The organism is Sorangium sp. So ce1036 (assembly GCF_051369805.1).
Lineage (GTDB): Bacteria > Myxococcota_A > Polyangia > Polyangiales > Polyangiaceae > Sorangium > Sorangium cellulosum_F.
In genome coordinates this window covers 8,141,727-8,154,603 of record NZ_JBBMOX010000001.1, presented here as the reverse complement: position 1 = coordinate 8,154,603, position 12,877 = coordinate 8,141,727, and the positions used below count along the sequence as shown (strand labels likewise).

General features: G+C 69.8%; 9 protein-coding genes. 3 read left to right on the top strand and 6 right to left on the bottom strand.

The features are described from left to right. Positions 1–73 precede the first annotated feature (73 nt). The 3 genes from WMF31_RS30620 (at position 74) to WMF31_RS30610 (ending at position 2,888) form a co-directional block, all read left to right on the top strand. On the top strand, positions 74–457 hold the full coding sequence (locus WMF31_RS30620; RefSeq protein ID WP_436605339.1) for a response regulator: 384 nt from the start codon (positions 74–76) through the stop codon (positions 455–457). 368 nt (positions 458–825) lie between these two features. Then, the gene (locus tag WMF31_RS30615) at positions 826–2,124 is read left to right on the top strand and encodes an ABC transporter substrate-binding protein (RefSeq protein WP_436605338.1); all 1,299 of its coding nucleotides are present in this window, start codon (positions 826–828) and stop codon (positions 2,122–2,124) included. A 146-nt stretch (positions 2,125–2,270) separates the two neighbouring features. Beyond that, entirely contained in the window at positions 2,271–2,888 is a 618-nt protein-coding gene (locus tag WMF31_RS30610) for a substrate-binding domain-containing protein (RefSeq protein ID WP_436606620.1), read from the top strand. On the opposite strand, the gene WMF31_RS30605 is transcribed toward WMF31_RS30610, so the two are convergent. The 6 genes from WMF31_RS30605 to WMF31_RS30580 all read right to left on the bottom strand — a co-directional run bounded on the left by WMF31_RS30605 (position 2,882) and on the right by WMF31_RS30580 (position 12,835). Further along, positions 2,882–5,086, bottom strand: a complete 2,205-nt coding sequence (locus WMF31_RS30605) for a TonB-dependent receptor plug domain-containing protein (RefSeq protein WP_436605337.1) — start codon at positions 5,084–5,086, stop codon at positions 2,882–2,884. The two genes, WMF31_RS30610 and WMF31_RS30605, sit on opposite strands and share 7 nt — an antisense overlap. Positions 5,087–5,137: 51 nt before the next feature. Beyond that, positions 5,138–7,972 (bottom strand): response regulator, encoded by a 2,835-nt coding sequence (locus WMF31_RS30600; protein ID WP_436605336.1) that lies wholly within the window; start codon positions 7,970–7,972, stop codon positions 5,138–5,140. A gap of 10 nt (positions 7,973–7,982) precedes the next feature. Next, complete coding sequence (locus WMF31_RS30595; RefSeq protein WP_436605335.1) at positions 7,983–8,462, bottom strand: response regulator; 480 nt, start codon at positions 8,460–8,462, stop codon at positions 7,983–7,985. 138 nt (positions 8,463–8,600) lie between these two features. Further along, the gene (locus tag WMF31_RS30590) at positions 8,601–9,638 is read right to left on the bottom strand and encodes a hypothetical protein (RefSeq protein WP_436605334.1); all 1,038 of its coding nucleotides are present in this window, start codon (positions 9,636–9,638) and stop codon (positions 8,601–8,603) included. Next, a complete protein-coding gene (locus WMF31_RS30585) occupies positions 9,629–10,336 on the bottom strand; it encodes a hypothetical protein (RefSeq protein WP_436605333.1) in 708 nt (235 codons plus the stop codon). The genes WMF31_RS30590 and WMF31_RS30585 overlap by 10 nt, the downstream gene beginning before the upstream one ends. A gap of 846 nt (positions 10,337–11,182) precedes the next feature. After that, positions 11,183–12,835 carry a glycerol-3-phosphate dehydrogenase/oxidase gene (locus tag WMF31_RS30580; protein WP_436606619.1) on the bottom strand — a complete coding sequence of 551 codons (1,653 nt, stop codon included), beginning with the start codon at positions 12,833–12,835 and terminating at the stop codon, positions 11,183–11,185. Positions 12,836–12,877 lie beyond the last annotated feature (42 nt).

Sequence of the window (12,877 nt, the reverse complement as noted above, 5' to 3'; positions counted from 1 at the left end):
GGGCCGCTGCAAGCTGTTCAGCCGCCTGAAGAGCGCTGCGCCGCGCGACGCGGCCCGGTCGAGGGGTCCGAGCATGGTCGAGAACACAGGCCGCATCCTGATTGTCGAGGACGACCTGGATATCAGGAGCATTCTGTCTCAGCTCCTCCTCTTCGAGGGCTATGACGTCGAGGAGGCGGCGGACGGCGCCGAGGCGCTCGCGCTGCTGCGAAAGAGCCGGCCGCCGGCGCTGATCCTCCTCGATCTGATGATGCCCGTCATGGACGGGTGGCAGCTCCGCGCCGAGCTCCAGCGCGATCCGAAGCTCGCGTCGGTCCCGGTGGTGATCGTCTCCGCCGACGTGCGGGCCGAGCAGGAGGCCTCGCGGCTCCGCGTCGCGGGGCTCTTGAAGAAGCCGCTCCAGATCGAGCCCCTGCTCGAGCTGGTCCGCCGCATCTGCGGCGCGCCGGCGCGGTGAGCCGCCGGGCGGCCGGAGAGCGCCGCTCGACTCCCCCCGTCGCCGGGCAGCCGAGGGCGGGCGCGGCACGTCCTCGTCCCTCGTTGCCCTGTTTCAAGGAAACCACGAACCACGGCCAAGCATCGCCGCTCCCTGGGCCTGGACGCTGGTTTATGTGATCTGGGTCGCATGGTTGCGTGGTTTCGGCCTTGGCTCTCCTGTTCAGATGTCTTTACTAATCCTCATGCCATCTTGACAGCTCACTCGTCGTTGCGATGTCATCGTCTCCAAGGCCAATCATGTCCCTTGATCTCGGGATACCTGTCGCTCTGCATCGCTCCGGCCGAGCCCCCATGGGGCTCGCTGGACGCGCGCGACGCGCGCGCCGCGTGACGGCCGGGCTGCTCGCGGGGCTCGTGTCCCTGCTCTCGGCGTCCTGCGCGTCGGAGGCGCCCGGCACCCCCGAGGACGCCGTCGTCATCGGGGGCCTCTTGCCCTTCACCGGCGGCGAGTCGGCCATCGGCCGCAACCTCGAGCAAGCCATGTTGCTCGCGGTCGAGGACGTGAACGCCGCGGGGGGGCTCGACGGGAGGCCGTTCGCTCTCCTGAGCCGAGACAGCCACTCGAGCTCGGAGCGTGGGTTCAACCAGCTGCTCGAGCTCCTGTATACCGACCGGGTCGCCTACCTGATCGGGCCCGAGGAGAACGATCTCGCCCGCGAGATCGCGCAGGACGTGAAGGCGCTCGACCGGCTGCACATGCTGCCGGGGTACGCCGCGCCCTCGGTCGAGCGCAGCGAGACGAGGGGCGGCTGGATACGGCTCGCTCCATCCCCGTTCGCCCTCGGCTGCGCGCTGGCGAAGATCGCGGTCCGCGAGGGCGTCGACTCCGCGAACAGCCTCACCGCGCGGGACGACTACAACGCCAGCGTCAGCAGCGAGTTCACGACGCACATCGCGGCGCTCGGGGGCAGGGTGCTCCCCTCCGTGACGTTCACGTCGGGCCAGTCGACATACAGGGAGAAGATCGGGGTCGCCTTCGGGGCGCACGCCGAGGGCACGCTGCTGGCGGCCTATCCCGCCACCGCCTCGACCATCGTGACCGAGTGGGCCGTCTCCGGGCGCCCGGGCACCTGGCTCCTCGGCCCCGCGCTGCGCACCGAGGTGCTCCTCGCCAATATCCCGGAGGGCTCGCTCGACGGATATTCCGGGGTCTCGCCCTCGCTCAGCCTGCGGAGCGAGTGCCGTGTCGTGGACGACGTCCAGGAGACGGTCGACTGCGCGACCGGGAACGCCGCCGCCTTCATCCGGCGCTTCTCCCGCCGGTGGAGCGGCGAGGTGCCGTTCCCCGCAGCGCACTTCTATTACGACGGTGTCGTCCTCATCGCGATGGGCCTCGTGTACGCGCAGGCGACGAGCGGGGACATCCCGACCTCCGGGCGCGCGCTGCAGGAGATCATCCGCGAGCTCAACAGCCCCGACCACGAGGTGGCCTCGTGGCGAGACCTGAAGACGGCGATGGAACGGCTCCGCGCGGGGACCCCTCTCCGGTACGTCGGGGCGGCCGCCGAGTACGAGCTCGACGAGTACGGGGCGAGCAAGCATCACTTCCTCCAGGAGTGGACCATCGACGGCGACGCGTTCGTCGATCTCGCCCCCATCGCCGTCTCCTGCCAGGCCTGGAGATGATCCCGCGGCGAGCGTGAGCTCGCGCAGGACGCCACGCACGGACGACTGGACGGATCACAAGAGGAGGGATCTCATGACGAGGATTGGACGATGCCGCGCGGCGGCCCTCGGGCTCGCGCTGACGACGGCGGCGTGCGGAGCGCGCGATCTACGTCGGCACCCTCAACCACGCTGCCGGCGCCACGGGAGGGGAGACCCTCGTGCGGATGCTACCCCCGGGCCCGGGTACGGTGGTGATCCATGGCAGCCTCGACCCCACGTGGGCCGACGGGTTGCGTCGAACGCAGGGGGCCCAGGGCGCGATCGAGAGAGCCGGTTACGAGGTCGTGGTGCGTTCCGCCGACTGGTCCCACGAGGGCGAGGCCAATGACGTCGCGTGGATGAAGGACCTGATCGAGACCGCCGACCCGCCCGTGGTGGGCATGATCGGCCTGTTCAACGTCGCGTACCGCTGCGCGATGGCCGCGGAGGCCGCGGGCGAGCGGGACCTCCCCGTCGTCGCCTTCGACTTCGATCCGAAGACCGTCGACTACATGCGAGAGGGGCTCATCAGGGCCACCCACGTCCAGCGGCAATACTACGAGGGGTACCTCGTGCCCTACATCCTGTACGGCATCAAGACGATCGGCCTCGATGCGACCAGGCAGATCCTCGCCCCGCAGATGGTCGACGGCGAACGGTTCAACCTCGGCCTCGACGTGGTCCCGGCGGACAAGGTCGACGCCTACAACGACTTCCTCGCCTCCATCGGCGCGAGTCAGTAGCGGTGTCGTAGCTCGAGGAAGATCTCCCGCGGCGCCAGCGGGTACTCGAACCCCGAGAATCCGGGGTCCGGACCGGTGGCGCCGAGGAGGTTCTTGGCGCGGAGCGCCACGGTCGTCTCGTGACCCGGAATGACCCACAGGTTGCGCGCGACCAGGCTGGCGTTCCACCAGAAGTACGGCGGCAGGTCGAAGCTGCCGCCGTGCTCCAGGATGCTCGAGTCCGCGGCCCGCCGGGGCCCGACGACGATCCCCTGGGTCGAGAGCTCCAGCGGGACGGAGCGCGGCGACGGCAGCTTCACGTAGGCCCCGGCCCGGGCGATCCAGCGCGGGTAGGCGACCATCTCCGGACCGACCAGGTCCGCCTGGTACCCCACCTGGCCGGAGTCCCGCGTGGAGTACACGGTCTCGAAGGAGCCGTAGCCGCCGAGGTCGTCGCCGCGCCGCACATCGGCGCGCGTCGCCCAGATCACGGACGTCTGGCTGGCGAGGTTATCGGCCGTCTCGTTGATGCCGCGCGGGACGAACTCTGCCTTGTCGTTCAGGCGGCTGTAGGATACCCCGGTGCTCGCGGAGAGCCAGGCAGCGGGCCTCCACGTCACCTCGGCGTCCACGGTGTGGATGAACTGAGGCTCCAGGTCCTCGTTCCCGATCACGTCGCCCGGCACGAGCGGCTCGGCGTAGAGCAGGTACGGGGACGGCGCCTTGAAGGCGCTGCCGTACAGCAGCTTGGCCACGACCGTCTTCCCCAGGCGCGAGGTCGCCCCGAAGCGACCGGTCAGCTGACTGCCGTACTTGTTGTGGTGGTCGTAGCGGACGCCGCCCGTCAGCTTCAACCACGGATCGAGCACCTTCAGGTTGGCGCTGAGCAGCGAGCCGATGTCGACCGACTCGAACGTGCGCTCGTCCCGCCGCGGCGAGCCGAAGATCTGGCCGGTGCTCTTGCCGATTCGACGGAAGGTCGGCAGGTCCTCGTTGTCGTAGATGGACTCCAGGTTCAAGATCAGGTTGAAGCGGCTCGACGGGACCCACCGGAGCTCGACGTTCGCGTCCACGCCGCGATACGCCATGTGCCGGTCGATGTAGTACCAGCCGGCGGGGACGTCGACGCGGTCGCCCGGGAGCACGCCGCCGTGGAAGTACATGCCCTGCACCGCGAGCGCGAGCTCCGGGTTGAGCTGAAGGAGCCCGTCGATCGACACGCGGCGCTGGTGCAGGGCGATCACGGTCCCGCTGGCCGGGACACCGGCAGGACCCCCGGCCGTGTCCGCGTTGCCGGTGAGCTGCGCCCATTGCGCGAAGTCTCCGCCTCGCTGGAAGCCCGACCAGAAGGCGCTCAGCACGAGGTGGTGACCGTGCGCCGGATCGCGGAACGCGATGCGCGAGCCGAGGACCGCCGACCTGCGCTCGAGGTTCTGGGCGTCCCGGCGCCCCGCGTTGTACCCGGGGACGCGGGGGGCGGGCGACTCGCGAGGCATCTCCAGCCCGCTCCGGTCGTCGAGCTCCGCCGCGGCCATCAACATCATGTCGAAATAGCCGGTGGACATGCCGCCCAGCACGTCGAGGCGGCCGCTCGGGTGGCTCCTCGTCACGCCGGCCTGCAGCGTGCCGTCGACGTAGGGGATGTCCTCGCCCGACAGCGTGATGATGTTGACGACCCCGAGGAACGCGTCCGCCCCGTAGAGCGCCGACGCCGGGCCGCGGATGACCTCGATCTGCTTGATGGCCGACAGCGGGATCAGCTCCGTCCCGAGCCAGTTGCCGCTGGTGGTCCGGAACGCCACCGAGCGCCCGTCGATCATCACCTTGATCCCGCCGCTCTCGGCGCCCAGCCCGCCCGTCACGCCCTGCACGCTGGCGTTCGGCAGGATGTGGTCGTCGATGAGGTAGAACCCGACGACGTGCTGGAGCACCTCGCCGACGCTCTTGTATCCCCAGCGCCGGATCTCCTCCGCCGTGATCGCCGTGACGAGGGCGGGCGCGTCGTCCAGGGTCTCGAGCGTCTTCGTGGCGGTGGACACCTCGACGGCGAGCAGCCGCAAGAGATCCACGTCCTCGAGCGCGTCGTTCTGGTGCTCACCCCCCGCCGCGCCCGGCGCTCCGGGCGCCGGCGCGGCCTGCGGCTGAGCCCACGCGAACCCCGGCATCGCGGCGATCGCCAGGGCAACAATCCACTTGGTTTCGAGCGAGGCAGATGTCATGCGGATACGGGGGGTCCTGAGATCTCGATTACGGTGAAGTGGGCGCAATGGTCACGTCGCCTTGGCCGTCGCGGCGAGCTCCTCCTTCAGGGCGACGCTGACGGCGTCGAACTCCTGCCGTATCCGCGCCAGGTCGCCGTTCTGCGGCAGCTCGCCCTTGGCGGCGGCGAGCTGCATCTTCTCCGCCAGCTCCGCGACGCGCGCCGCGCCGATCGAGAGCATGCTGCCCTTCAGCTTGTGCGCGCTCGCCATCACCTCGGGGGCGACGGCCCCCTGGATGCAGTCATCCAGGCTGTCGAGCTGGGCCGGGACGTTCTTGAGGACCAGCTCGATCAGCTTCCGCGAGCGCGGGACCTCGGGGTCGAGCACGGGCCGGACCGCCGGATCCTTGGCGGCGCTGGCGAGCGCGGGATCCTGGTCCGGCTCGCCGCGGTGCAGGACGACGTGCCGCCACAGGGTCTTCTGCAGCGACTGAGGGCGCACCGGCTTGGCCAGGTAGTCGTCCATCCCCGCGGCGAGCACCCGGTCCCGCTCGCCGACCAGCGCGTGCGCCGTCAGCGCGATGATCACCGTGTGGCGGTTCCTCCCGCGCTCCCACTCGCGGATCTTCTGGGTGGCCGTGTACCCGTCCATGACAGGCATCTGGCAGTCCATGAGGACGGCGACGTACTGCCGCTTCTTGACGCACTCCAGCGCTTCCAGGCCGTTGCTGGCGGTCTCCACGCGCAGGCCGAGCTGCTCCACCTGCTCCATCGCCACGTAACGGTTGATCTCGTTGTCGTCGACGACCAGGACGGGCAGCTTGCTCGCGATCTTGCCCGGCTCCGCGCCGGGCTTGACGACGGGAGCGACCTTGGCGCCCGTGAGCGCGCTCTGCAGCGTGTTGTAGAGCTCGGACACGCGCAGCGGCTTGGGGAGCTGCGTGACGAGGCTGGAGTCGAGCCCGCTCAAGGCCACGCTCGAGCCCATGTGGTAGAGCGCCACCACGGGCAACGTCTGCAGCTCCGGCACCGACTGGATGGTCCGCACGAACTCCTCGAGATCGAGATCGTCCATCTGCACGCCGACGACGGCGGCGCTGAACGGCCGCTTCTCGAGCAACGCGAGCTCCAGCCGGTTGATGGCGTCTCTCCCGGAGGCCGTGGACTCGGCGTCGAAGCCCCAGGCCACGAGGTGCTCCACGACGACGTCACGCCAGCTCTTGCTGATCTCCACCACCAGCGCGCGGCGCCCGCTCGCCCACTCGGCGGACCGGATCTGCTCGGCCCCGGCCGTGACGCCGACCTTGATCGTGAACCAGAACTTGCTGCCCTGTCCCGGCGTGCTCTCGAGGCCGATCTCGCCGCCCATGACCTCCACCAGGCGCTTGCTGATCGCGAGCCCCAGGCCCGTGCCGCCGTGCTTGCGGACCAGCGAGCCGTCCACCTGCGTGAACGCGGCGAAGAGCTTCTGCTGGTCCTCGTGGGCGATGCCGGGGCCGGTGTCCACGACGACGAGCTTGACGAGCGCCGAGGTCTTGTCCTGCTGGGGCGCCGTGGCGTCGATCAGCACCTCTCCTTGCTCGGTGAACTTGATCGCGTTGCCCACCAGGTTGGTGAGCACCTGGCGGAACCGGTCGGGGTCGCCCACGACGCCGGTGGGGACGTGGCGCTCCACGCGGTACACGAGCTCGAGCCCCTTCTCGTGCGCCTGGCTCGCCATCAGCTCCGCGACCTCCTGGATGACGAGGCGCAGATCGTAGGCGACGTGCTGCGCCACGTACTTGCCGGCCTCCAGCTTCGAGAAGTCGAGGACGTCGTTGATGATCGCCATCAACGTGTTCGCGGAGGCGTCGACGGTCTCCACGTAACGCCGCATCTTGCCGCCCAGCGTCTGGTTCTGCATGAGCCGGATGACCCCGAGGATCCCGTTCATCGGCGTCCGGATCTCGTGGCTCATGTTGGCGAGGAACTCGCTCTTCATCCGGGACGCCTCGAGGGCCTGCTCGGTCTTGACGCGCAGCTCCTCGAACGCCTGCTCGTTCGCCTCGACCATGCTGTTGAACGCCGCGCCGAGCAGCTCGATCTCGTCGCCGCTCTCGATGTTCACGCGCTCCCACTTCCGCCGCGCGACGCCGGTCGTCTGCTCCAGCGGCGCGTCCGAGCGGAGCCCGGCGGCGATGGCGCCCGCCGCGGTGCGCAGCGCGAGCAGCGGCTCCGTGATGTGGACCGCGAGCCGCTTGACGACGACGTAGCTCGCCGCGAAGCTGCCGAGGACCAGCGCCCCGATCAGCCCGAGCGTGGTCATGAGCCGGCTGGAGGCGAGCTTTCTGGCCTGGACCATGCGCTCGACGACGTTCCTCGTGCTGATGCCGTAGATCACGGTCCCGGCGTGGGTCCCCTCCAGGACGACCGGGGCCGCGACCTCCAGGACGTCGTCCCCGCCCATGGGGTTCTCCCGCCGCCGCAGCACGGACCGGGGCGGGTGGTCCGTGCTGATGCCGAGGGCGTGCAGGTCCTTCGTCGTGAGGTTCGGCGCGTCCTTCGCGCCGTCCGCCGGCCGGAGCCCGCTCGCCGCCCAGACCCGGTCCTCCGCGTCGAAGAAGAGCCCGTAGGCGATGTCCTTGTTCTCCGAGACGGTCTGGTGAATGAGCGCCTTGACGTCCCCGAAGAGGTTGTCCGTCACCAGGCTGCGCAGCGCCAGCGCCTGATTGAAGCCGAGCAGGCGAGCCTTCTCTTCGAGGCTCCCCAGGAGCTCCTGCTCGCGCTGGGCCTGGACTTCGCGATCCGTGGAGTAGATGAGCGCGCCGCTCGAGAGGAGCGTGGTCCCGCCGAGGAGCAGCAGCGCGCCGAGGATCAGGCGCAGCAGCTTGATGCGGAGCGATCCCTGGATATTCGGGGTAGCCATCGTTGGTCGATTATCTTGGACGCCTTGTCGACGAAGGGGGGCCGGCGGTGGGGAACGTTGAGGACGACGGCGAGGCCGCGCCGCCCCGCGCGGCGCGCAGCGCCACCGCGCGCTCGACGGCCGGCGCGAGGGCGACGTGCAGCTTGGATTTCGAGACGATGCCGTCGGCGCCGACCCTCTTGCCGATGGCGCTCAGCTGCTCGATGTCACAGCCGGAGACGAGGACGATCCCCAGGTTCGATAGCTGAGAATTGTCCCGGAGCAGCTTGGCTAATTTGTCGCCGTTGATGGTCGGCATGTTGATGTCGAGCGCGACCACGGTGATCCCGTCGCGCTTGATCACCGAGGTCGCGCCGATGGGCGTGGCCAGCTCGGAGACGTCGAAGCCGGCCCTGACCAGGACGGTGCGCATCGCCTCGCGGGCGATGTCGTCGTCATCGATCACGAGCACCCGGATCACGAGCGCATCCTCCTGGTCAGGCCGCGACACGCGCGGGATCCACGGCCCGGCGGGGGGGGCGGAGCCAGGCCCGGGCGTTCCATGGCGCGAGGCGACCCGTAGCTTCGTGACCATGTGTCCGGTGGAAGAGGTATTCGCATGGCTTCTCCATTCCCCCCCGCTACGCGCTCACCGCCCGACGAGGTGATCGACTTGCCCGAACTGGCTCGAATCGAGCCCGAAGCGCCGCGCGAGCCTCACGTCGACCAGCCGCTTCACGGAGATGGGCAGGCGCACGTCGGCCGCGCGGAGCTTCCAGTCGGCGTCCGCGAGCTCGTACAGGAGATCGGCCGCCTGCACCGCGAGCGCCTGGGTGTCCGGGATGGCCGCGAACGTCCCGAACTCCGCGTGCTCGTTCACGAGCGAACGCACGGCCACGACCACCGGCGCGTCGAGCCGATCCACGTAGGGGAGCCATACGTTGGTCAGGAGCCCCGGGCTCAGCAGGCCGTTGTCGTTCGGCAGCCAGATCGCGTCCACGTCCGCGCGCTGGAGGTTCACCAGCGCGGCGCGGAGGTCCTGGACGCGCGGCCTGTTCGAGAGCTCTTGCCTCACGAAGGTCAGCTCCTCGACCTGCATGAGGGCCTCCTGCCGCGCGATGTGACGGGCGAAGCCCTGGCGGTACACGACGCCGACGCGGCGGACGTCGAGGCCGAGCGTGCGGAGCCCCACCATGGCCGTGACCGTCGGCACCTCGTAGGAGATCGCCACCGAGTTGGGGACGGTGCGCTGGAGCTCCTCGGCGAAGGACGCCATCAGGATCAGCGCGACCGGCGGCGCCTCCGCCGTGCGCGCCCAGCTGCGGTAAAGGAGCACGGTGGAGTTGTTGACCAGCACCACCGCCCGCGGGCGATCTCGCGCCATGAGCCGCGCCACGAGCTCGGGGCTCGAGTCCTCGACGCGGATCGGCGAGATGGTGACACGGTATTCGTCAGCGAGCTCGACGCGGAGCGATTTCAGCATGTCGTCGAGCTGCGAGTCCGATGGCGCGATGATGGAGATGACGGGCCTGCCGTCCGGAGGCGGCGCCTCGGGCAGCGGACCCGGATCTCGGGGGCTCTGGGAGGCCGGGCCCGACGAGCAGCTCAGCGTCAGCAAGAGGCCGGCGAGGGCGGAGGCTCGCCGCAGCAGGCGAAGGGCGCGGGGGCGCGTCCACCTCATTTCCATTCGTCCACCCCCAGATCGGCCAGCACGTCCTTGGGGAGCCTCCGGAGCGCGCCCTCGACAGACTGACGCTCGCCGAGGAACGAGACGGCCACCAGCCCGACCTTGGCCGTCGAGAGACTGAGGATAGTGAAGTTCATCTTGCTCTTGGACTCGAAATCGGCGCGAAAGCGCTCCGGGAGGAGCACCGCGTCAGCCGTCTGAAACTGAAGGAGCTGCAGCAGATCTTCGATCTTCGTGACGCGCTGGACCTCCGGCGCGGCGCTCACGCCCAGGAGCCCGGCGACGAACCTCGGGAGCGCTCTCCGCTCCACGAGGTCGATGATCCCGTACCTGAAGGACGAGAGCATGTCCCTGTTCAGCGTCCTCGTAGAGACCAGGAGATACTGCTCCGCGTCGCTCCCCGCCCTCATGCCCTGGAGGTCCGCGGCCCGATTGAGCGAGGCCAGGACCGGCTTCGGCGACAGCGCCGCGTCGGGCGGGTTCGCCTCGAGCGCGACCTTGAAATCGCTCAGCTTCCCGAACACCGTGACATCGACGCCGGGCATCGCGTCCTCGATCTTCTGTTCGAGGGCCCGGGCCCGGAGCGGTGTCACCGCATAAACGTAGAGCGTGGTGTCGGGGCGCGCCGTGGTCGGGGGGCTGAGCAGCAAAAGGCCGCTCCCGACGAGCAGCGCCGCCGCGATGAGGACCGCCGGCACGCGCGCGGGCTGGAGCGCTCGCCGGAGCCACGCGCGGGCTGTGCCGAGGCGAACATGCGCGGCGAGAATCCCGATAATGGAGCGAAATGTTCCGGGCCGAACAGCGGCGGCCAGGCGGTTGTTCTGCGGCCCACACGACAGCATCAGACGGTATGCAAATCGCGCCAGATTGGCGACGTGGCCCGAGGGCATCCTGTCCGCTGATCGCCGTCCCCGCATGGATCGCCTGCGTATTTTCTCCACCCCCGTCATGCCCTCCCGGTCATCCTGAGTAGTTAGCGTAGCCGACGATTAACCCTCCTTGTCAAGCGCCCCATACGAGACGAGCCCGCGATTCGATCGAGCCTGGTGAAAGGGGGATGCTGGAGAGGGCCGTAACACAGGGGAGCCGCTCGCGCGTCACCTCCGGGCCGAGAGGGCCCCGCCGGCGCCGCCGCGCGCGCAGGAAAACCGCATGCGTGCTTGACATGTCCTCCTCTCTCAGGGCCCAATATCGCGCCCCGGGCGTCATGCCCCCCCGCTCGCGCTGCGCCCGTGGGTCGCGGTGTCCCTCTCCGGCGGGAGCAGCGGATCGCAACCGCGAATTCTCGCGGCACATCATGCCTCGTTGTCCCACATGTGGAGCGATGGTGTAGGGGATGCGTGATGATTTCACCTTATCACGCACGAGCAGCGGAGTCGGTGGGTGCGCGCACGCTCTCCATCGCAGCGCTCGAGAGGGGCGCTCCGAGATGCGCTCTTGATACCACCTTGTGATCCAGAGGCCGCGCGGGTCACGCGGCGGGGGCGCGCGCGGCCTCCGCTCGCCGGGCCCGGCGAGCGCTGATCAGACCCCGCGACGCGGCGTCACTCGACCGGCGGCGCCGCGACGGGCGCCGCGCCCTCCGCGGGCGCCCTCTCGCCGGGCTGCTCGAAGTACTCCGCGAGCCGCTGGTCGGCCTCGTCCCCGAACAGGATCCGGCACGCCTCCCGGAGGCCGGGCGATCTCGCGAGCTCCTCGCGGCGGAGCAGCAGCGCGATCCTCGTGCGCCGCCGCAGGAAATCCTCGAGCTTCGCGATCATCTCGGTCCGGGCGGCGTGCGCGACCTCGCACCGGAGGTCGTCCACCCCCTCGATCAGGGCGTCGGCCATCCGCCGGTCGCGCCGGATCTCCTCGAGCATCCCGAGCGCGTGCGCGCCGTACCGGCGCCACAGGCGCTCGCTGAGCTTCTCCGTGGCGCGCGGCGGCGCCAGCGCGTCGAGGTCGAGGGCGCGCGCCCTCTCGAGGAACGCGCGGCGGACCTCCTCGCCCGGCTCGCCGTACCAGCGCTCTCCCGGCCGGGGCAGCGCGACGCCGAGCTCCTCGGCGGCGGCGCAGATCTCCTCGCCCACATTGATGCAATCGGTGAGCTTGCCGCCGAAGATGCTCACGTGGCGCTCTGTCCGGTCGATCTCGATGGCGTGCTTGCGCGAGAGCTGCAGCCAGTCCTCGCCGCCGCCGCCGTCCCGGACCGCGAGGGGGCGCACCCCGCAGCGCTCGGCGATGATGTCCGCCTCGGTCAGCGGCCGGGGCAGGGCGAGCCGCTTGTTGATGTTGGAGAGCACGAAGCGCCGGTCCTCGGGCGTCACCTCGGCGCGCGGGCTCTCGACGCGGGTGTCGGTCGTGCCGACGCACGTCCGCGGGCCCATCGGGATCACGAAGAACAGCCGGCCGTCGTCCGCGAAGAACGTGAGCACCCGCCGGCTCGGCGTGAGCCGATCCACGATGAGGTGGATGCCCTTCGAGAAGATGTGACGGTGGCCCGTCCGCTGGCCCGTGAGCGCGTTGTGCGCGTCCACGAACGGCCCGCACGCGTTCACGAGCACGCGCGACCGGATGGCGAGCTCCCGGCCCGACAGGACGTCGCGGGCGCGCGTGACCCACGCGCCCCCCTCGCGCCGCGCCCCCAGCGACTCGACGTAGTTGGCCGCCCGGGCGCCGCGGTCGAGCGCGGCGCGGACGAAGCCCCACACGAACCGCGCGTCGTTGTCGACCAGGTACGCGTCGGAGTACTCGATGCCGCCGTCGCAGCCGTCGAGGTTGATGAGGGGCTCCTCCCGCGCCATCACCCGGCGGGAGAGCAGGCGCGGGATCCGCGTGAAGAAGCTGCCGATGATCCAGTAGAGCCAGGTGCCCAGGAAGAGCTTGAACAGGCCGTGACGGAAGCCCCGCTCGTGCGCGGTGTAAAACCGGATCTCCCGCACCGACGAGGGATAGCTCCTGAGGAGGAGATTCCTCGATTTGCAGAGCTTGCGCACGAGCCAGAGCTCGAAGCTCTCCATGTACTTGATGCCGCCCCAGGCCAGGTTCGACGACTCCTGGCTGGTGAAGCCGGCGAAGTCGCCCCGGTCGATCAGGGCGACCTTCGCCCCCTTCGCGGCGAGGGCGGCGGCCGAGACGGCGCCGTTGATGCCGGCGCCGAGGACGAGGACGTCGAACGTCTCTCGGCTCAAACTGTCGATGTTCGTGGCCCGCAGCATCGGTGATCCGGCGTCCATCGCGGCGTACGCGCGCACCGGACC

What these genes read in the sequence shown, in the direction of transcription:
- WMF31_RS30620 (WP_436605339.1), top strand. Translation starts at nt 74, where the DNA reads ATGGTCGAGAACACAGGCCGCATCCTGATTGTCGAGGACGACCTGGAT.
- WMF31_RS30605 (WP_436605337.1), bottom strand. Translation starts at nt 5,086, where the DNA reads ATGACATCTGCCTCGCTCGAAACCAAGTGGATTGTTGCCCTGGCGATC.
- WMF31_RS30600 (WP_436605336.1), bottom strand. Translation starts at nt 7,972, where the DNA reads ATGGCTACCCCGAATATCCAGGGATCGCTCCGCATCAAGCTGCTGCGC.
- WMF31_RS30590 (WP_436605334.1), bottom strand. Translation starts at nt 9,638, where the DNA reads ATGGAAATGAGGTGGACGCGCCCCCGCGCCCTTCGCCTGCTGCGGCGA.
- WMF31_RS30580 (WP_436606619.1), bottom strand. Translation starts at nt 12,835, where the DNA reads ATGCTGCGGGCCACGAACATCGACAGTTTGAGCCGAGAGACGTTCGAC.